This window comes from Catenuloplanes sp. NPDC051500 (assembly GCF_044454585.1).
Taxonomy (GTDB): Bacteria; Actinomycetota; Actinomycetes; order Mycobacteriales; family Micromonosporaceae; genus Catenuloplanes.
This window is the reverse complement of sequence record NZ_JBITDX010000016.1, coordinates 1-20221: the sequence shown is the minus strand read 5'-3', so window position 1 is coordinate 20221 and position 20221 is coordinate 1. Positions and strand designations below refer to the sequence as shown.

Here is a 20221-nt window from a genome sequence, read left to right as displayed (position 1 = left end):
GGGGTCGTGTACACAGAAATCTTCTTTTTGGGGGGGTTGTGTGTGTTTGGCTGCGGTTTTTTGTTGGTGTTTATGTTCTACGCCTCGCATGTACCCCCCCCCCACGCCTCACCTGACCGTTGATACAGCCGGCGTGAGGGAAATGTCGAAGGGGTGCGGCAGGGTTCGGGGCATGAGTCGGATGGCTTCGGGGCCCCGGGAGCTCCGGGTGCTGCCGTTTCGCGGTAGTCAGGCGATCGCATGCGGGCTGGTGACCCGTCGGCAGTTGCAGTCGTCGGCCTGGCGGGGCCTGTTCCGTGATGTGTACATCGCGGCGGACGACTTCGTACCGGCCGATCATCGGATGTGGTGTGTCGCCGCCGCGCTGCTGTTGCCGCCCGGCGCCGCGATCAGCGGAGCGAGCGCCGCATACCTGTGGGGCGCCGGCGTGCCGGATCGGCAGGCGCCGGTGACCGTCACCGTGCCGAAGGGCCGCCGCTTGGAGGCCCGGCCCGGTCTGCACGTCATGATCGGCCGGTTGCGTGAGCAGGACGTCGCGCAATGCGGCGGCCTGCCGGTGACCAGCCCCGAGCGGACCGCCTTCGACCTGGGCAGACAGCCCGACCGCCAACGCGCGATCATCGCGCTGGACGCGATGCTTCACCGCGGGGTCGTCAGCCTGGACCGCCTTGAGGCGTTCGCACGCGGCCGGGCTTCCTGGCCGGGCGTCAACCTCTTCACCTCGCGGCTGGCCGAAGCGGAACGGCTTGCCGAGTCGCCGATGGAGACGCTGACCCGGTTGTTGATCACGGATGCCGGGCTGCCGCGGCCGGTCGCCCAGTTCGACATCATGGCGCGCGGTCGTTGGCTGGCCCGGGTCGATCTTGCCTATCCCGCCCTGCACATCGCGCTCGAATACGAGGGCGACCACCATCGGGACCGCACCACTTTCCGCCGCGACATCCCCCGCCTGCGGCGCATAGAGCAGGCCGGATGGCTCATCCTGCGCCTCACCGCCGATGACATCCTGCGCACCCCCGCCGAGACGCTCCGCCTGATCACCGCAACCCGCCTCCACCGCGAAGACGCCGCTCACCCCGCGCCGTTGTGAGGCGCGGGGTGGGATGGAGTGCTGGGTACGGTCGCCTGCCGATGGGGGAGGGGAGGGCGGATAGCGTGAGGGGATGACGCGGCGGGTGGCGGTGGCGGTGTTGGTGGCGGTGGGGTGGGCGCCGCCGGGTGTGGAGCTGGGGACGTGGCGGGCGGCGCTCGCGGAGGACGTGGTGGATCTGCTGCGCGGGCTGGCGGAGGTGGAAGCCGCGATCGCGTGTACGGAGGCGGATCTAGGGCTTGCGGAGGCGATCAGCTGGCCGGGGATGCCGGTGTACCGGGTGCGGAGCCTCAGCGCAGGAGAGATCTTCGCGGCCGCGGCGGGCGACGGGTACGAGCAGGTGGCCCTGGTGGCGGCGGACGCACCGAACCTGCCGGGGCTCACCGTGGGGAAGCTGCTGCGCCCGTTGACCACACGTCCGCTGGCGATCGCGCGTGCCGACGCGGGCCCGGGGCTCGTGGGTGTGGCCGCGCGGGTACCCGTACCCCCGTGGCTGCCTGATTTTGATCTTGATGGGGGTGACCCGGCGGTGTTGCGGAAGGCGGCGGAGCGGCCCGAGCACGTGGGGTCCGCGCCGGAGTGGCGGCGGATGCGTACGCCGGATGATCTGCACGCGCTGGACCCCGCCGTGGAGGGCTGGGATGTGACCCGGGCCCTCCTCGGCGGGTGACGCGTCGTAGCTGCTCAGGCCTTGGCCGGGCCGGCTTCCGGCTCGTCCGGCTTGTCGGGCTGCTCCGACTCGTCGGAGGCGGTGGACTCGGGCTTTCCGGGTGCCGACGGGTCGTCGACGCTGGGAAGGTTGTCCAGCTCGGTGAGGTCGAAGTCGAGCTCGGAGCGGGCGAACGCCTCCGGGTGGGCGAAGTCGTCGTCCGTCGGGAGCAGGTCGGGGTGCCCCCAGATGGCGTCGCGGCCGGCGACGCCGCGGTGCTCGGTGAGCGCGGCCCACAGCGCGGTCGCCTCGCGGAGCCGGCGCGGGCGCAGCTCCAGGCCGACAAGCGCGGCGAACGTCTGCTCGGCGGGACCACCCGCGGCGCGGCGGCGTCGGAACGCCTCGCCGAGCCGGACCACGTTCGGCAGGCGCTCCTCGACTGCGGAGTCGACCACGTGGCACACCCAGCCCTCGACCAGCGCGAGCGCGGTCTCCAGGCGGTTGAGCGTGGCCTTCTGCTGCGGCGTGTCCTCCGGGCTGAAGATGCCCTCAAGCGCCATCACCTGCATCGACTCCGGGTTCGACGGGTCGATGCGGCCCATCGCCTCCTCGATCGCCTCACGGTTGACGGTGATGCCGGCCGCGTAGGCCTCGACGGCGCCGAGCACGTGGCCGCGAAGCCACGGGACGTGCTCGAAGAGCCGCTGGTGGGCGGCCTCGCGCAGCGCCACGTAGAGCCGGACCTCGTCCTCGGGGAGTTCGAGGCCCTTGCCGTACTGCGCGATGTTCGCCGGGACCATGGCGGCCATGCCGGCCGGGCCGAGCGGGAGGCCGATGTCGCCGGCGGAGAGCACCTCGGCGGCGAGCGAGCCGAGCGCCTGGCCGAGTTGGCCGCCGAAGAGCGCGCCGCCGAGCGTGGCGACCATCGACTGCATCGGGCCGAGCTGGGCGCGGGCCTCCTCGGGCACCAGGTCACCCATGGCCGAGACCATCCGGCCGGCGACCGGGTCGCAGAGCTTCTTCCAGACGTCGAGCGTCCGGTTGACCCACTCCGTCCGGTTCCACGCGACTGCGGAACGGATGCCGGAGGGGAGGGCTGAGGCGGGGTCCAGCCAGAGGTCGGCCAGGCGGAGCGCCTCGTCGACGGAGCTGCGCTCGAACGGCGTGAGGGACGAATCCCCGTTCGCGGAGAGCTGGCTCAGCGCCACCTGCTTGGCCAGGTCCCAGTTCACCGGGCCGGTGCCAGGGGAGGCGAGGAGCTGCTGCAGCTGCGCCATGAACTGCCGCATCTGCTGCGGGTCGTTGGGATCGGGCGGCTGCGCGCCCGGCAGGGCGAAACCGAACGGGATGTCAGGCACGTTCCCAACGGTACGCGCGCCGACGGCGTTCGCGCGGGTCCCGGCCTTGCGCTCATAGCGAATCGGTACCGGATACACAGGAAACGACCAGCGATGCCGCTGTAGGTACGCTCAGCGACATGAAACGTCGTGGCTTCACGGTTCTGGTCGGTGCGCTCCTCACCTTCGTGCTGACCATGGCGGCCGTGTACGCCCCGATCCCGTACGTGATCCTCAAGCCGGGCCCGACCGTCGACACGCTCGGCAAGGACAAGGACGCCGAGGTCATCCAGATCTCCGGCACCGATGTCTCCACCTCCGCCGGGCAGTTGCGGCTGACCACGGTCGGCGTCCAGCCGGAGCCGAACCTGGTGAGCGCGATCCTCGGCTGGTTCGACGGCACCGAGGCGGTCGTCCCGCGTGAGCTGATCTACCCGCCGGACGAAACCGAGGAGCAGGTCGACAAGCGCAACGCGGAGGAGTTCCAGAACTCGCAGTCCTCCGCGGAGAAGGCGGCGCTGCACGAGCTGGGCCTGCCGACGCTTGTCACGGTGGTGACCGTGACCGCAGACGGCCCGTCAGTCGGCAAGCTGCAGGCCGGCGACGTCATCACCGCTGTGGACGGCGAGCCGGTGGCGGCCGCGCCACGGCTTACCGAGCTGGTCCGGGCGAAGCCGGCCGGGACCGAGCGCGCGCTTACCGTCACCCGGGCCGGCCAGACCGTCACGGTGGCGATCACCACGCAGGAGAAGGACGGGCAGCCGCGGATCGGGGTGGAGATCGACGAGAAGCCGCCGTTCCAGCTGGACATCAAGCTCGACGAGATCGGCGGCCCGAGCGCCGGCCTGATGTTCACGCTCGGCATCATCGACAAGCTCAAGCCCGAAGATCTCACCGGCGGAAAGATCATCGCGGGTACGGGGACAATCGACGCGGACGGCAACGTGGGCGACATCGGCGGCATCCCGCAGAAGCTCGTCGGCGCGAAGCGGGCCGGCGCCGTGGTGTTCCTGGTCCCGGCCGGCAACTGCGCGGAGGCGAAGCAGAACGCGGTAGACGGCCTGCCCATGTTCAAAGTGGCGACGCTCGATGACGCACTCGCCGCACTCGACGCGCTGCGTGCCGGCCGTACCCCCGAACTCTGCTGAATCGAGCCTGTGTTTTTCCTGTATGTGGGACGTTTGTGAGATCAGAACGTGAGCGAGGCGCGTGACGACTCCTGTGACCACAGGCCGTAGTGTTGTGCATGTTCTACAGACAACTCCGGCCGGAAGGCACCGGCTGGCGCAGCGTTTATAGCGGGCGGAGAGCCAACCGTGGTAGTGCGTAACAGTCCCCTACCGAGGATGAGCCGGCGTGGTCGCGCGACCATCGGCGTCCTGATCGGGGTGTTCGTCTTATTCACCCTGCTCGGCTGGGGCGTCGATGCCTGGACCGACTGGTTGTGGTTCGACGAGGTCGACAAGACCCAGGTCTTCACCGGCGTGCTCCTGACGCAGCTGCTGCTCTTCGTGGCGGTCGGCGCGGCGATGGCCGTGGTCATCGGAGCCAATCTCTACCTGGCCTTCCGCCTGCGCCCGCTGCTGCGGCCGCCGTCGGCGGAACAGGCCACCCTGGAGCGGTACCGGATGGTGCTGACGCCGCGGGTCGGCACCTGGATCGTGGTGCTGTCCGTGATCGTCGGCCTGTTCGCCGGCCTCTCCGCGCAGAACCACTGGCAGGACTGGCTGCTGTTCCGGAACTCCGTGCCGTTCGGCGCCGAGGACCCGGAATTCAACATCGACATCAGCTTCTACGTCTTTGAATACCCCTTCTGGCGGTATGTGCTCGGCGTCGGCTTCACTGCCGTGGTCCTCGCGGTGCTCGGTTCGCTTGCCGTGCACTACATCTTCGGCGGCGTCCGTCTCCAGGGCATCGGCGACCGGATGACCACTGCCGCCCGCGCCCACCTGACCTCGCTCGTCGCGGTGTTCGTTCTGCTCAAGGCCGTCGCCTACGTGCTCGACCGGCGCGCGCTGCTGCTCAACTACAACAGCGGCACGGACCTCTACGGCGCCGGGTACGCGGACATCAACGCGCTGCTGCCGGCCAAGGAGATCCTGGCGTACATCTCCATCGTGGTCGCCATCGCGATCATCGTGTTCTCCAACGCCTTCATGCGGAACCTGACCTGGCCGGGCGTCTCGCTGGCGCTGCTGGGCATCTCCGCGGCCTCGATCGGCGGCATCTACCCGTGGGCGGTGCAGACCTTCGAGGTCAACCCGAGCATCCGGGACAAGGAAGCGCAGTACATCGAGCGGAGCATCAACGCGACGCGGGACGCGTTCAACATCTCGACCGGCGAGGTCAAGGAGTTCGAGTCGCGCACGCTGACGCCACCGCCGACGCTGGCCGGTGACCAGAGCACGGTGCCGAACATCCGGTTGCTCGACCCGCAGCTGGTGTCCGACACGTTCACGCAGCTTCAGCAGGTCCGTGGCTTCTACGACTTCGGCGAGAAGCTCGACATCGACAGGTACACGGTCGACGGCAAGAGCCAGGACTATGTGGTCGGCGTCCGGGAGGTCAACTACAGCGAGCTGACCGACCAGCAGAGCAACTGGATCAACCGCCACACCGTCTACACCCACGGGTACGGGTTGGTGGCCGCGCCGGCGAACCGGGTGGAGTGCAACGGCCAGCCGTACTTCGTCTCCGGTTTCCTCACCAACGCCGCCCCCGAGCAGGCGCAGCAGCAGCGGCAGGGCTGCTCCTCCGCCGACGAGGAGATCAAGGTCGGCCAGCCGCGCGTGTACTACGGCGAGCAGACCCGCGACGTGGCGAACGACTACGCGATCGTCGGCTCCGAGGCCGCGGACAAGAAGCGCGAGTTCGACCGGCCCGGCTCGGGCGCCGACTCCTACTACACGTACACCGGCGAGGGCGGCATCCCGATCGGTTCGCTGACCCGGCGCCTGCTCTTCGCGATCAAGAACGCGGAGACGAACTTCCTGCTCTCCGACGCGGTCAACGAGAACTCCCGGCTGATGTACGAGCGCGACCCCCGCTCCCGGGTGGAGAAGGTCGCGCCGTTCCTCACCATCGACGGCGACCCGTACCCGGCCATCGTCGACGACAAGATCGTCTGGATCCTGGACGGCTACACGACCTCCGCGACGTATCCCTACGCCCAGCGGATCAACCTCCAGACCGAGACGCAGGACGCGACCACCAACGCGGGTACGTTCCAGCTGGCCCGCGAAGACGTCAACTACATGCGCAACTCGGTCAAGGCGACAGTCGACGCGTACGACGGCACGGTCACGCTCTACGAGTTCGACGGCAAGGACCCGGTCCTCAAGGCGTGGAACAAGGCGTTCGGCGGTGACCTGATCAAGCCGAAGTCGGAGATCAGCCCGTCCCTGATGGAGCACCTGCGCTACCCGGTCGACATGTTCAAGGTCCAGCGGAACCTGCTGTCCAAGTTCCACGTCACCGACCCGGGCGGCTTCTTCACCGGCGACGACTTCTGGGCCGTACCGAACACGCCCGGCCAGCCGGAGAACGAGACGCCGCTCCGCCAGCCGCCGTACTACCTGAACACGCCGCTCGGCGGTGAGACCGCGCCGACGTTCCAGCTCACCTCCGCGCTCAACCCGAACGGGCGGCAGAACCTCGCCTCGATCATCTCCGGGTACTACGACGCGAACGGCGAACCCAAGCTCCAACTGCTGGAGCTACCGGACTCGACCACAGTGCTCGGCCCGGAGCAGATCTTCCAGCGGATGACCACCGAGGGCAACGCCCGAACCGCGATCAGCCAGCTGACCGCGGACGGCAAAGCACAGCTGAAATACGGCAACCTGCTGTCCCTGCCGTTCGGCGACGGCATCCTCTACGTCCAGCCGATCTACGTGCAGGGCAACAACGAGAACGCGTACCCGCTGCTCCAGCGCGTGCTGCTCTCCTTCGGCGACGGCAACTACTCGGTCTTCGCCAACAGCATCACCGAAGGCATCACCCAACTCGTCGAGGCCGCGGCCAAGGGACAGCCCACCACCCCACCACCGGGCGAACAACCCGGCGGCGGCACACCCACCCCGGCCCCGACCGGCTCCGCGACACCGACGCCGGCCGCATCCAGCCCACCCGTCACCGGCGGCACGCTTGACCAGGCCGCCCAGAAGGTCCAGACCGCGATCAACGAGGTCCGGGCCGCCCAGCAATCAGGTGACTTCGAGCGGTACGGCCGCGCGCTGACCGCCCTCGACGCCGCGATGAAGGAGTGGGACGCGGCCCAGAAGGCCGCAAGCACACCCAGCCCCGCAGGCTAAGCCAGCTGCAGAAACAGCCCCCGGCGCACGTTGCCGGGGGCTGTTTTGCACCCCCGTACCCCCTGATGTAATGTTCTAGAAGCCGACGCGGGGTGGAGCAGCTCGGTAGCTCGCTGGGCTCATAACCCAGAGGTCGTCAGTTCAAATCTGGCCCCCGCTACGAGGGACGAGGGACCATGTTCGCGGAAAGCGCGAACATGGTCCCTCTTCGCATTCTGCTCCGGGGCCGAGCCCCGGAAACCCCACGGGGCGGTGGGCGTGCGGCGCTGAATGGTGCGTGACACCGCTTTGCGGCCTGCGGCCTGCATCCCGCGTTCCGCGCCTGCGCTCCGCGCTCCGCGCCCGCGGCTCGTGCCCCCGCGCTCCGCGCCCGCGGCTCGTGCCCCCGCGCTCCGCGCCCGCGGCTCGTGCCCCCGCGCTCCGCGCCCGCGGCTCGTGCCCGCGGCTCGTGCCCCCGCGCTCCGCGCCCGCGCCCGTGCCCTGCCCCGCGCCCGCGGCTCGTGCCCCCGCGCTCCGCGCCTGGCGCCTGCGCCCCGCGCTCGTGCCCGTGCCCTGCCCCGCGCCCGTGTCCCGCGGCCGTGCCCCGCGCTCCGCGCCTGCGCCTGCGCCTGGTGGCCCGCGCGCGCTCCGCGCTGGCGGCCTGCGCTCTGCAGCTTGGAGCTTGGTGGGGAGGGGGATTGGGGAAAGGGGGCGGGGGGAGAGGGGAGGGCATATTATTTGGGGGTAAATGGTGTGAAATGAGGGGTGGGGCGGCGGGTGTCGCTGGCGGTGGTGGTGGATGATGACGCGGACATTCGGCACATTATGGGCCGGGTGTTGAGGCGTGGCGGACATCAGGTTGTGGAGGCGGAGAACGGTGCGGTGGCGCTTGAGGCAGTGTTCGCGCACCGGCCGGATGTAGTCGTGTCGGACATCGACATGCCGGTGATGAACGGGGTGGAGCTCTGCCAGGCGATCCGGGCGGAGCCGGAGTTCCGGCAGCTTCCGGTGGTGTTCGTGAGCGGCAGTCTGCTGATCGGGGACCGGCGGCCCGCCGAGGGGCAGGCCACGATGTTGCTGGCCAAGCCGTTCGGCCCGCCGCAGCTGCTCAGCTGCGTGGAGCGGGCTCTTGCCGACGGTCATCAGGACGGTCAGGCGCCGGTGTTGTGTCGCTGACGGGGTCCTCCCGGCTGTGAAAGCTGCTGGTCGTGTGGCGGGAGTGGTGGCATGGGCTTGGCGGGGGACGTCATCGACTATCGGCTGCTCTTCCGCGGTGCGCCGACCGCATTCGTGGTGCTCGATCCCGAACTGGTGATCGTCGAGGCCAGTGACGCCTACCTGGCTGCCACCGCGAGGACCCGGGCGGAGCTGGTCGGCAGGCCGGTGTTCGAGGCGTTCCCGGACAACCCGACCGATCCGGAGGCCGGCGGTCCGGCCGCGTGGCGGGCGTCGCTGCACCGGGTGCTGCGGGAGCGGGTCACCGACACCATGCCGATCCAGCGGTACGACATCCCGAGCGTCGGCGGCGGGTTCGACACGCGTTACTGGGCGCCGGTCAACGCGCCGATGTTCGGCCCCGGCGGCGAGCTGCGCTACATCGTGCACCGCACCGAGGACGTCACGGAGTACGTCCAGGCCCGGCGGGACGAGGATGCCCCGGACGATCTGTGGGCGCGTACCGAGCAGATGGAGAGCGAGGTCTTCGCGCGGCAACGGTTGCAGGAGCAGAACCGCACCCTGCAGACGGTGGTCGACAGCGTGGACGCCGTGGTGGTGGGATGCGACCCCGACGGCCGCCCGGTGCTGTACAACGAGCCCGCTCGTGCCCTGGTCGGCGACCGGCTCGAAGGGTTGCCCGCCGAGGGGTGGGGCGAGCGGCTGCACCTGTACACGCCGGAGGGGTGCCCGATGGTCGGCACCGATTCGCCGTTGATGCGGGTGCTGCGGGGCGAGTGGGTCCACGGCGCCGAGGTGATCATGCGTCCGCCTGGCGCGCCGCGGCAGGTGTTCCGGCTGCACGGCCGCCCGGTCACCGGCCTGCCGGGTCTGGCCACGGTCGTGACCATGCATGACGTGACAGTCCATCGCAGGGTGGCCCGGTTCAAGGAGTGCGAACTTGAGGTGTCCCGGATCGTCGCCCGGCCCGGGCCCGTCGAGGACGTGCTCAGCCAGGCGATGGAGTGCGTTGGATCGATGACCGGGTGGGCGGCCGCGGAGTTCTGGGCCGTCGACGACGTCGCCCAGGTGCTGCGCCGCACCAGCGGCTGGGTGGAGCCCGGCCGGGAGCCGCTCAGTGATCTGCCGGACCCGCTGCTGTACGGCCAGGCGCTACCCGGCCGCGCCTGGCAGACGAAGGATGCGGAATGGGAGACGTCCACCCAGCAGGCGGCCGGGGAGAGCCTGTCGCGCGCCGCTCTCGCGATCCCGGTCCCCAGTGGCTCGCTGGTCCTGGGGGTGATCGTCTGCTACAGCGACACCGAGGAGATCCCGGACGACGTCCGCACCGCGATCCAGACCGGCATCGCCGCGCACATCGGCGAAATGCTTGAACGCCAGCGTGCCGAGCGCCTCGCCGCGGAGCTGGACCGGACCCGCGACGAGTACATCGCACTTGTCGGCCATGAGTTGCGGACGCCGCTGACAAGCATCGAGGCCTACGCGCACTTCCTGTTGGACGAGCCGGACCTGCCCGCCGAGCACCAGCGGATGCTGCACGTCATGCAACGCAACGCCACAAGCCTGCACACGATCGTCACCAAACTGCTCGACGTGGCCGGGATGCGCGCCGGCCACCTCACCCTGCGGCCGGGCCCGCTCGACCTCACGGCCGTGGTCCACGAGGCGATCGACGGCATCACCGTCGACACCGCCGCCGTCGAGGTCAACGCCGCGCCCCGGGTGGAGATCGAGGGCGACGCCGAGCGGCTGCGCCAGGTCGTCGACGAGCTGCTGACGAACGCGCTGACCTGGACCGACGATGACGCCACAGTCGGTGTCCAGGTGCGTGCCGACGACCGCACCGCCGTCCTCACCGTCTCCAACGCGGGCGAACGTATCTCCGTGGAGGAGCACGCCCGCCTGTTCGAGATGTTCTTCCGCGGCCGGTCGGCGCACCATCGCGGCCTGCCCGGCGCCGGCCTCGGGCTCACCCTGGCCCGGGTCATCGTGGAGCTGCACGGCGGCACGCTCACCGCCGGGCAGCCGGAGGACCCGGTGACCACCATGACCGTGCGGCTTCCCGTCCGCCAGTCGCCGGTGCCGTCCGTACCCAGGTAAATCGATGTGCGCGGTGCGCCGGGCCGCCTAGCATGACCGGCATGCCATACGTGCTCTACCTGTGAGACGGCGCCCGGTGATGCCGGGTCCTTGCCGTCCACAAGATCGTTGAGCGCCGCCCGTGGAGAAGTCCGGGCGCGTCGCTCCGTGCTGGGAGAGCCATGTCCACATCAATCGTTGTGCCTGCGCGCGTCCGTGCGCAGTTGACAGCTGTCGATCTTTATCTTGCCCGGGGTGGGGTTCCCGTGCTCCGTGGCGTCGGCCTGACCGTCACGCCGGGGGCGCGTTTGGGCGTCGTCGGGGAGAACGGGCGTGGCAAGTCCACGCTGTTGCAGGTGCTGGCCGGCACGCTGGAGCCGGACTCCGGAACGGTGCGGCGGGCCGGCACGCTTGGCATCGCCGTGCAGGAGCTGCTGACGACCGGGAACGCCACGGTCGGCGACGTCCTCGACGCCGAGTCGGCGCTAACCCGGGCCGCGCTCCGGGCGCTCGACGCGGCCGCGACCGCGCTTGCAGACGGCGTGCCGGGCGCCGAGGACGCCTACGCGGACGCGCTGCGGGCCGCCGAGGCGTGCGAGGCCTGGGACGCCGAGCACCGGATCGACGCGGCACTTGACGCACTCGGGGCGGAACGGGACCGGTCCCGGCCGCTTGCCGAGCTGTCCGTGGGCGGGCGGTACCGGGTGCGGCTGGCCTGCCTGCTCGGCGCGGAACACGACTTCCTGCTGCTTGACGAGCCGACGAACCACCTGGACGAGGACGGGCTCACCTACCTGACGGTGCGGCTGACCGCGATCCGGGCCGGGGTGGTGATGGTCAGCCACGACCGGGCGCTGCTTGCGGCCGTTGCCACCTCGATCATCGACCTGGATCCGACGCGGGACGGCCTGCCGCGCGTCTACGGCGACGGCTACCGCGGATATCTGGCCGGCCGGGCCGCCGAGCGGGAGCGGTGGGAGGGGGAGTACGCGCGGCAGCAGGCCGAGCACGCACGGCTTGCGGCGAGCCTGGCGGGCGCGCAGGACCGGCTGATCGATGCGTGGCGGCCGGACAAAGGGGTCGACAAGCACAAGCGGGCGACCAGGGCGTCGTCCAGGGTCCGCACGTTCCACAGGCGCCGGGACGAGCTGGCCGCACACCCGGTCACCGTGCCGGAACCATCCCTGAGGTTCGTACTTCCGGAACTGCCGGTGATGCCGGAGGACAGCGCGATCGTGTTGGACGAGGTCATGCTCGACGATCGGCTGCGGCGGCCGGTCTCGCTTGTGATCGACGGGCCGGCTCGGCTGCACGTCGACGGGCGCAACGGGTCGGGTAAGTCCACGCTGTTGGCGATCATCGGGGGACGGGAACGGCCCACCTCCGGGAGCCGGCGGGTCCCGGCCGGGCTGCGGATCGGCTACCTGCCGCAGGAGTCACCCGCGCCCGGCCCGCTCACGGTCCGCCGGGTGTGGGAGGCGGCCGGCGGCACGGTGCCGCTGGGCAGCCTCGGCCTGGTCGACCGGCGTGATCGGGACCGCCCGGTGCGGGAGCTGTCGACAGGTGGCCGGCGGCGGCTGGACCTGGCGATGCTGCTGGCCCGGCGGCCGCATGTGCTGGTGCTTGACGAACCCACCAACCATCTGTCGGTCGCCCTGGTCGACGAGCTGACCCAGGCCCTCGGGGGTACGCCGGCGGCGGTGGTGCTGGCCACCCACGACCGGGCGCTCCGGGCGGACCTCGCCGGGTGGCCACGACTCACTGTGGAGTGACCCACAGCTCTGCCGGCTCGCGCGTGCGGGCCGGCGGGGCCACGGCGAACTCAGTCGAACCGGTGCGGCGCGGCGCGGCCGGTGACGGAAGCATCCTTCGTGGGGATGGTGATCAATGTCGACGCGTGGATAACGTGGCGACATGTCCGGGTTCCTGGAGATCGCCGCGGCCGCACCTGATCCAGGAGTCAACAAGGTGGCCTGGGCGGGTGCGCTGCTGGCCTGGCTGCTTGCGGTTCCGGCGTACGTGGTGTTCGGGATGATCGACACGATCGCGCACGAGGGTGGGCACGCACTGCTGGCCCGGCTGCTGTTCCAGCGCGTCACCGCGATCCGGCTGTACAGCGACGGCGGCGGCGTGACGTCCTTCGGCGGGGACATGCCGTGGGCGGTGGACGTGGCGGTCAAGTTCGTCGGGTACGTCGCGCCGTCGCTGTTCGGCCTGGCGGCGGCGGGGCTGCTCGCCCGCGGTCAGGTCGACGTGACGCTCTGGGCCAGCCTCGGCTTCCTGTTCGTGATGCTCTTCGCGGTGCGCGGACTGCTCGGCTGGCTCGTCGTACCCTCGCTGATGGTGGTGATCTGTTATGTCGCTTTTGCGGCGGAGCCGCCGATCCGGGAGCTGTTCGCCTATGTCTGGACCTGGTTCCTGCTGATCGCCGCGGTCGAGACGATGCTGATCTTCCTGCGCGGCCGCGGCTACGACAACAGCGGCTCGGACGCGGGCGCGCTACGCCGGCTGACCAGCCTGTCCGGCGAGTTCTGGGCGGTGCTGATGTTGATCGGCACCACTGCCGCGCTTGTCTACGGGGGCGTCATGCTTCTGCGGGTGGAAGCATGACGCCCTCCGATCAGGTCAGTGCACGGTGAGCGTGGCCGAGGGCCCACCGGCCGAGATGATGTAGTCGCCCGTCGCCACCCGCGGTTCCTCGGTGGAGATCATGTCGCCGGGCGTGACCGCGAGCCGGTTCGCCGGGAACGTCACAGTGACGGGCTTGGTCTGCCCGGCGGCAAGTGTCACCTTGGCGAACCCGACAAGCCGTTTCGGCGGCGCGAGCGGGTTAGCCACGGCCTGGCCCGCGTAGATCGGCACCACCAGATCGCCTGCCCGCCCGCCGGTGTTCGACACCGTGACCGTGGCCCGGACCGTGTCCCGCGGCCGGGCCGTGCCGGACGCGAGCGAGACGCCGCCGATCGTGAACGAGGTGTAGGACAGGCCCGCACCGAACGGGTACGCCGGGGTGTAGGCCGAGCCCGCGCCGCCGTTCGTGCCCGGCAGCTGCTGGTAGTAGAGCGGCTGGTTGCCGATCCCGGACGGCCAGGAGACCGGCAGTCGCCCGCTCGGGTTCGCCCGGCCGTAGAGCACGTCAGCGATCGCGTTGCCGCCCTCGCTGCCCGGCAGCCACGCCGCGAGCAGCGCATCCGTCTCGTTCGCCGGCCCGAGCGCCAGCGGCCGGTCCGACACGACCACCACGATCACCGTCTTGCCGGTCGCCTTGAGCCGGGCGACCAGGTCCTGCTGATCCGGGGCCAGCTGCGGGTTCGGGATGTCCGCGTCGCCCTCGGCCGCGGCCCGGGTGCCGACCGCGACCACCACCGCGTCCGCGGAGGCGGCCTGCGCGACCGCGTCGTCCGGGCTTGACGTGCCGACCACCGTGGTGCCGGCCGGCGCGGTGTCGCGCAGCCCGGCCAGGATCGTGGTGCCCGGGATGGTGACGCCGTCCGGCACCCGCTGCCAGCCGATGGTCCAGCCGCCGACCTGGTCGGTGAGGTTGTCCGCGAGCGGCCCGGCGACCACGATCTTCTTCGTGCCGGAGCCGAACGGCAGCGCGGCGTTCTGGTTGCGCAGCAGCACAAGCGACTCGGTGGCGGCCTGCCGGTTGAGCGGCCGGTCGGCCTGGAGCACGGCCGCGTCCGCCAGGGCCGGGTCGACGTACGGGTTGTCGAAGAGCCCGAGCTGGAACTTGAGCGCCAGAATCCGGCCGACCGCCTGGTCCAGCCGCCGCTTGGAGATCAGGTTCTGGTTGACGGCGTCGAGCGCCGCCTGGTGGAAGCCACGGTCGTCCGGCGGGACCATCGCCATGTCCACGCCCGCGTTCACCGCCGCCGCCACGGCACCGGCGTAGCTGTCCGTGATGTGGTACGCCGTGTGCAGCAGCCGGACGTCGTTCCAGTCGCTGATCACCACGCCCTTGAAGTCCCAGTCGTCGCGCAGCACGTCGGTGAGCAGCCAGCGCGAGCCGGTGGCCGGGATGCCGTTGACCGCGCCGGAGTTCACCATCACGGTAAGCGCGCCCGCGTCCACCGCCGCCCGGTACGGCGGCAGGATCGTGTCCTGCAGGTAGCGCGGCGACAGGTCACCCGGCGCGCGGTCGTGCCCGTTGAACGGCTCGGAGTAGCCCGCGAAGTGCTTCACCGTCGCGGCGACCGGCCGGCCCGACGCCTTGTTCTGCAGACCGGTGACCGCGGCGGCCGCGAGCGTGCCGGCCAGCACCGGGTCCTCCGCGTACGTCTCGTAGTACCGGCCCCAGCGCTGGTCCCGGGCCAGGTCCGCGACCGGCGAGAAGTTCCAGGTGGTGCCGGTGGCCGCGACCGCGCGCTGGGTCGACTCCGCGGTCTTCTGGGTCAGGCCGGTGTTCCAGGTGGCGCCGAGCCCGATCTGGTGCGGGAAGACGGACGCGCCGAGCACGTTGTTGTGCCCGTGCACCGCGTCCACGCCGTAGACGATCGGGATGCGCAGGCGGGAGTGCTCGATCGCGTACCGCTGCAGGGTGTTGACCATCTCGGCCCAGGCGCGGGGCGTGTTGACGGCAGGTGCGGCGCCACCGCCGGAGAGCACCGAGCCGGCGTGCTGATCGCCGAGCACCTGCTGCATGCAGGTCTCGTTGAGCGCGCCGCCGCTCCAGGTGCAGTCACCCTGCATCCGGTTGACAGCGATCTGCTGGAGCTGGCCGACCTTCTCCTCCACAGTCATCCGGCGAAGCAGGTCGGAGACGCGGACCGGCACGGACGCCCGCGGGTCGAGGTAGCGGTCGGTGTCCGCGACGGCAGGGGTGGCGGAGAGCGTGAGCATCAGGGCGCCGGCGAGCGCGGGGGCCAGGAGCCGTCGCCGGGCGAGGGAGTCGAAGCGCATGGATCCTCCCGATCGAGGAGAGAGAAATCGATCAGACGCTATGCGCTTCCATGTAAGTGAGTCAATGCGCTGCGTAGGGATGCGTGGAAAAGTCCGCTCCCGCTTGAACCATCAGGCCCTTCACAACCGAATACCAGAGCATGACGTGGGTACGGCTGGTCGCCGCGGTGATGCTTGGTGCGCTGGTCGTGCTGATCGGCCCGGTTTCGCCCGCTTCCGCCCACGCGGTCATCGTCGACACTGTGCCGGCCCGCGGCTCCGTCGTCGGGCGGGCGCCGGCCTCGGTCACCGTCACGTTCAGCGAGCCGGTCCGGCTGGTGCCGGGCAAGGTCAAGGTGGTCGCGCCGGACGGCACACCCGTCACCGGCGGCGAGCCCACTCTCAACGGTGCCTCCATGGTCATCCCGATCGTCGCGGCCGAGCGCCCGCTCGGCACGTACACGGTGAGCTACCGCGTGGTGTCCGCGGACAGCCACCCGGTCGGCGGCGGCTTCTCCTACTCGGTCGGCGCGCGCTCCACCTTCGAGGGCGCGGTCACCGGCGACGAGGCCGACCGGGGCGTCACGATCGGCATCTCGGTCGCGAAGTATCTCGGCTACGCCGGGCTCACGCTGCTGGTCGGGCCGGCGCTGCTGATGCTCTGGCTGTGGCCGCGGCGGCTGCTGCGCACGCCCGTCGGACGGCGCGGACCCCGGATCATGATGTTCACCGGCGCCGGGCTGATCGCACTCGGTGCACTCGCCGGGATCTGGCTGCAGGCGCCGTACGCGTACGGCGGTGGCCCGCTGGACGCCACCGCGACCGGACTGCGGGAGGTGCTGGTCAGCCAGTTCGGGCTCGCGCACGCTGGTCGGCTGATCGCGCTTGCGGTGGCCGTACCCCTGCTTGTGGTGAAGGCTTTCAAGGGTCGTGGCCTCGCGCTGGGGCTTGTCGCGGCCGGTGGCCTGATCACCTGGCCGCTGGCCGGGCATCCGATCGCGTCGCGGATGCCTGTGGTGACTGTCTTCGCGGACCTGGTGCACCTGGCGGCGATGGCGGTCTGGCTCGGCGGGCTGATCACGCTTGTCGCGTTCCTGCTGCGCCGCGCGGAACCACGCGAGCTGCGGGTGATCCTGCCGGTCTGGTCGCGCTGGGCCCTGCTCGCTGTCTACTGCCTGATCGCGGGCGGTGTCATCCAGGTGATGGTCGAGGTCGGCGCCGTCTCGCAGCTGGTCACCACGCGCTTCGGCCAGCTGATCCTGGCCAAGACCGTGCTGCTCGCCGTGGTGCTTGCCGTCGCGAGCGTGGCGCGGACGCTGGTCCGGCGGCTGGCCGACGGTGCGGCGACCGGCTGGACCGCGCGGCTGGCCCCGCACGCCGCGCCGGTGACCTGGCTGCGGCGGTCGGTCGCGGTCGAGGTGGCGCTGACCGCTGTGGTGCTGGCCGCGAGCGCGGTGCTTGTGCAGACCACGCCGTCCCGCGCGGTCGGCGAGGAGGCGCCGGTGGTCCAGCCGGAGACGTTCAGCAAGACGCTCACCAGCCCGATCTACACGCTGCAGTTCGAGATCTACCCGGTGCAGCGCGGCGAGAACAACACGCTGCACGGCTTCGTCTACACGCCGGAGGGCAAGCCGATCCCGATTCAGGAGTTCCGGGTGACGGCCGCGCTGCCGTCCGCCGGTCTGGAGCCGATCGACCAGCCGATGGCGATCCTTGACGAGAGCCACGGGCTCGGCCCGGTGACCTTCCCGATGCCCGGCGAGTGGACCGTCAAGTTCACCATCCGGACGTCGGAGATCGACCAGGCGACCGTGTCCGCTGTGGTGCAGGTTCCGTAATTCTGCGGTTTACCAGCCATTACCTCGCTTTTGCGCAGAAAATGGCCCCGTAGGGCATTTGTCTCTTCGGGAAGGGACGCACATGACCACCCTCGAAGCACCAGCCGCCGCGATCACCGAAGCCGACCTGGCCCGGCCGCTGCGCATCTTCCAAAACCGGCCCACCGTCGGCGTACCGTTCTGGCGCTGGGAATGCCGGGCCTGCGGCGACTCCGGCGGTGGTGGCAACCATCCGGACGCGGTCGGCCGCGCACTCACCCACTGTGTCGAACACCCGAGCCATCCGTCGTCGCTCGTCCCCCCGGTCAACTGCCGGCAGGACGACCCGGCGGCCCCGCTGCGCACCATCTACGAATGGCTCGTCGCCCGCAGCGCGCTTGAAACACCTGACGATGATCCGCTGCTTGCGGTCGCCGGGCTGACGGACGGGACCGCCCTGCTCGGCGACGCGGACCGGGCCGCCGGTTTTGCGCCGCCGGACCGTGAGTTTGCCGCGTTCACGTCCGCGGACGGCGGGCTCGGGGCGCTCTCCGCGGACCCGGAGTTCGGCTCACGAGCGCCCACGGACGGCGGGTTCCCGCCAGGGCAGTCCGCGCACGGCGAGGTCGCGTCCTGGGGAGCGGTGCATGGCGAGGTCGCGTCGCCGGGGACCGCGCACGGCGAGGTGGAGTCGCCGGGGACCGCGCACGGCGAGGTGGCGTGGCCAGGGACCGCGCACGGCGAGGCGGCGTCGCCGGGGACGTCGCACGGCGAGGTGACGTCGCGAGGGACGTCGCGCGGTGAGGCCGCTACGCGGGGATCCGTGCACGGTGAGATCGCGTCGCGTGCGTCCGCGCTCGGTGCGTTCGCCGAGTTCGGGCCGCTGGACGGCGATTACGCGGTCTTCGCGTCCGCGGACGGCGAATATGCCGGGTTCGGGCCGCTGGACGGCGATGTCGCGGCACTGGACCATGATCTCGCCGACCTCGAGTTCCTAGACCGCGAGTTCCGCGGCGAGTTCGACGGCGAGTTGGACGGCGAGTTCGCGGGCGACGGCGCGGCGGTGCAGCGCCGGCTGGCCGACGGCTGGTCCCGGGCGCTGCCCGTCACCTGGCCACCGAACGACCTGTTCGAGGCCCCGGAGTCCTGGGACGAGTCGTTCGACACCGAGGGCCTCGACGACCAGGCCGGACCGGTCGAGCACCAGGCCGGACCGGTCGAGCACCAGGCCGGGTCGGTCGAGCACCAGGCCGAGTCGGACGAGCGCCAGGCCGAGTGGGTCGAGCGCCAGGCCGGACCGGTCGAGCGCCAGGCCGAGTCGGACGAGCGCCGGGCCGAGTGGGTCGAGCGCCAGGCCGGACCGGTCGAGCGCCAGGCCGAGTCGGACGAGCGCCAGACCGGATCGACCGAGGCGCCGGCCAGGCCTACCGACCGGGAGTCGATCCTCCGCCCGATGCTGCCGAGTCGCCGCCACCTGCCGTCGATCGTGGGATTGCCGCCGGTCGAGGAGCCCGCCGGCTTCCACGGGATGCCGGACGAGCCGCAGCCGATCGCCGTTTCGCCGCCGGTCGACGAGCCGGCCGACGTCGACGCCATGGCGGAGGCGGAACGCCGGCCTGTGACAGCGTCGGCGGAAACCCGCTACCCGGCCGCCGGACCGGGCTCCCGCCCGATGCCGGCCGACTCGGGCATGCCGATCACGGACGCGACTTCTGCAGACGCGGCATCGGCGTCGATCACCGAATCGCCGGGCCCTGATGGCCTGGAGACCGGCGAGGCCGACTCGGGCTTGCCGATCACCGACGCGATTTCTGCAGACGCGGCATCGGCGTCGTTCACCGAATCGCCAGGCCCTGATGGCCTGGAGACCGGCGAGCCGGATCTGCGGCATGGACCGGACCGTCCCGACGGCCAGACGGCGCCGGACGGGATTCGCCCGCACCACGAGACGGCGAGCGATGAGTCGCCGGCCACCGGCGACGAGTCAGCCATCGCTGAGTCGCCCGTCACCGGGGAGTTCGTCGCGCAGCACGCCGCTAACCAGGACGGCACGGCCGCCGACCAGCCACACGGCGAGACGTCCGTGACGTCCGTGACGTCCGTGACGTCCGTGACGTCCGTGACGCACGAGGCGTTCGAGGCGTTCGAGGCGTTCGAGGCGCGCGAGGCGCGTGAGGCGCACGAGGCGCACGAGGCGCACGAGGCGCACGAGGCACGCGAGACGCCGATCATGCAGCATGAACTGCCCGGACTGACCACCTACACACACTGAACCGGCCGCGCCCGGAGGCGGCCCGCACCCTGCTCACTCGGCAGCGTGCGGGCCGCCTTTCGCTGTCAGCCCGCGGCCGGGAACCTGTCGAAGAAGCCGGCCACCGACGACACCAGCCCCCGCTCGTCCACCACCAGCACATCGAAGCCGATCACCGCGGGATCCGCGCCGCCCACGCCCCACCGGAAGCGCATCACGTCGTGATGGGCGTCCACGGCGCCGACCGGCCGCAGCGGCTCGCCCGGGAACAGCGCGGCGAGCTGCGCCTGGGCCGCCCCGATCGCCGCGTCAAGTGCCTCGGTCCCGCGGACGTCGGTCAGCGGGTCGACATACCGGCACCCGGGCGCGAACGTCGCCTCCACGAGCTTTCGCCGCCGCCCGGCGTCGGTCTCGTTCCACACGGCCAGATAGCGGTCCATCAGATCGGACATGATCTCCTCCTCGGCCTTCACAAAGCGATGCCCAGACCTTCGCGGGTACGCCGTGCGCGAGTCGATTCCCCCGGAGGTAATGGCCGGGCCGCGCGTGCGGCGCTAGTGTTCTGTCTCAGTTTTGAGTAGTCGTTTGTTGGAGGGCGACGCGTCCACGTCGGACTTTTGCGAGGATCGATTCGGTGGTGGCGGTCCAG

The 20221-nt window shown here is 70.8% G+C and carries 13 protein-coding genes and 1 tRNA gene; 11 read left to right on the top strand and 3 right to left on the bottom strand.

From position 1 onward, the window contains the following. The first annotated feature begins 250 nt into the window (after positions 1–250). Positions 251–1090 carry a type IV toxin-antitoxin system AbiEi family antitoxin gene (locus ACIA8K_RS27860; protein WP_396064350.1) on the top strand — a complete coding sequence of 280 codons (840 nt, stop codon included), beginning with the start codon at positions 251–253 and terminating at the stop codon, positions 1088–1090. Positions 1091–1163: 73 nt separating this feature from the next. After that, positions 1164–1760, top strand: a complete 597-nt coding sequence (locus ACIA8K_RS27855) for a hypothetical protein (RefSeq protein WP_396064348.1) — start codon at positions 1164–1166, stop codon at positions 1758–1760. Between the two features lie 14 nt (positions 1761–1774). Here the strand turns inward: ACIA8K_RS27855 and ACIA8K_RS27850 are convergent, their stop codons facing one another. Next, entirely contained in the window at positions 1775–3097 is a 1323-nt protein-coding gene (locus tag ACIA8K_RS27850) for a zinc-dependent metalloprotease (protein WP_396064346.1), read from the bottom strand. 119 nt (positions 3098–3216) lie between these two features. Between ACIA8K_RS27850 and ACIA8K_RS27845 the strand changes: the two genes are divergently transcribed. The 7 genes from ACIA8K_RS27845 (at position 3217) to ACIA8K_RS27815 (ending at position 13233) form a co-directional block, all read left to right on the top strand. Then, positions 3217–4224: a PDZ domain-containing protein gene (locus ACIA8K_RS27845; protein ID WP_396064343.1), complete on the top strand. Its 1008-nt coding sequence runs from the start codon at positions 3217–3219 to the stop codon at positions 4222–4224. A gap of 168 nt (positions 4225–4392) precedes the next feature. Continuing rightward, positions 4393–7389, top strand: a complete 2997-nt coding sequence (locus ACIA8K_RS27840; RefSeq protein WP_396064341.1) for a UPF0182 family protein — start codon at positions 4393–4395, stop codon at positions 7387–7389. Positions 7390–7475: 86 nt separating this feature from the next. Further along, a tRNA-Met gene (locus ACIA8K_RS27835) sits at positions 7476–7549 on the top strand. 584 nt (positions 7550–8133) lie between these two features. Continuing rightward, complete coding sequence (locus tag ACIA8K_RS27830) at positions 8134–8544, top strand: response regulator (protein WP_396064339.1); 411 nt, start codon at positions 8134–8136, stop codon at positions 8542–8544. 51 nt (positions 8545–8595) lie between these two features. Continuing rightward, complete coding sequence (locus ACIA8K_RS27825; RefSeq protein WP_396064337.1) at positions 8596–10644, top strand: ATP-binding protein; 2049 nt, start codon at positions 8596–8598, stop codon at positions 10642–10644. Between the two features lie 245 nt (positions 10645–10889). Beyond that, a complete protein-coding gene (locus ACIA8K_RS27820) occupies positions 10890–12395 on the top strand; it encodes an ABC-F family ATP-binding cassette domain-containing protein (protein ID WP_396064335.1) in 1506 nt (501 codons plus the stop codon). 142 nt (positions 12396–12537) lie between these two features. After that, positions 12538–13233: a M50 family metallopeptidase gene (locus ACIA8K_RS27815; RefSeq protein WP_396064333.1), complete on the top strand. Its 696-nt coding sequence runs from the start codon at positions 12538–12540 to the stop codon at positions 13231–13233. 15 nt (positions 13234–13248) lie between these two features. On the opposite strand, the gene ACIA8K_RS27810 is transcribed toward ACIA8K_RS27815, so the two are convergent. Further along, a complete protein-coding gene (locus ACIA8K_RS27810) occupies positions 13249–15525 on the bottom strand; it encodes a glycoside hydrolase family 3 N-terminal domain-containing protein (protein WP_396064331.1) in 2277 nt (758 codons plus the stop codon). Positions 15526–15665: 140 nt separating this feature from the next. Between ACIA8K_RS27810 and ACIA8K_RS27805 the strand changes: the two genes are divergently transcribed. Then, complete coding sequence (locus ACIA8K_RS27805) at positions 15666–17342, top strand: copper resistance CopC/CopD family protein (protein WP_396064329.1); 1677 nt, start codon at positions 15666–15668, stop codon at positions 17340–17342. Positions 17343–17424: 82 nt separating this feature from the next. Next, complete coding sequence (locus ACIA8K_RS27800; protein ID WP_396064327.1) at positions 17425–19593, top strand: hypothetical protein; 2169 nt, start codon at positions 17425–17427, stop codon at positions 19591–19593. A 65-nt stretch (positions 19594–19658) separates the two neighbouring features. Here ACIA8K_RS27800 and ACIA8K_RS27795 read toward each other — a convergent pair whose 3' ends face one another. Beyond that, positions 19659–20024 carry a nuclear transport factor 2 family protein gene (locus tag ACIA8K_RS27795; RefSeq protein ID WP_396064325.1) on the bottom strand — a complete coding sequence of 122 codons (366 nt, stop codon included), beginning with the start codon at positions 20022–20024 and terminating at the stop codon, positions 19659–19661. Positions 20025–20221: the final 197 nt, after the last annotated feature.

Bases quoted from the DNA above. Each gene is read 5' to 3' on its own strand.
- ACIA8K_RS27855 (WP_396064348.1), top strand. From the start codon at position 1,164: ATGACGCGGCGGGTGGCGGTGGCGGTGTTGGTGGCGGTGGGGTGGGCG.
- ACIA8K_RS27845 (WP_396064343.1), top strand. From the start codon at position 3,217: ATGAAACGTCGTGGCTTCACGGTTCTGGTCGGTGCGCTCCTCACCTTC.
- ACIA8K_RS27825 (WP_396064337.1), top strand. From the start codon at position 8,596: ATGGGCTTGGCGGGGGACGTCATCGACTATCGGCTGCTCTTCCGCGGT.
- ACIA8K_RS27815 (WP_396064333.1), top strand. From the start codon at position 12,538: ATGTCCGGGTTCCTGGAGATCGCCGCGGCCGCACCTGATCCAGGAGTC.
- ACIA8K_RS27810 (WP_396064331.1), bottom strand. From the start codon at position 15,525: ATGCGCTTCGACTCCCTCGCCCGGCGACGGCTCCTGGCCCCCGCGCTC.
- ACIA8K_RS27805 (WP_396064329.1), top strand. From the start codon at position 15,666: ATGACGTGGGTACGGCTGGTCGCCGCGGTGATGCTTGGTGCGCTGGTC.
- ACIA8K_RS27800 (WP_396064327.1), top strand. From the start codon at position 17,425: ATGACCACCCTCGAAGCACCAGCCGCCGCGATCACCGAAGCCGACCTG.
- ACIA8K_RS27795 (WP_396064325.1), bottom strand. From the start codon at position 20,024: ATGTCCGATCTGATGGACCGCTATCTGGCCGTGTGGAACGAGACCGAC.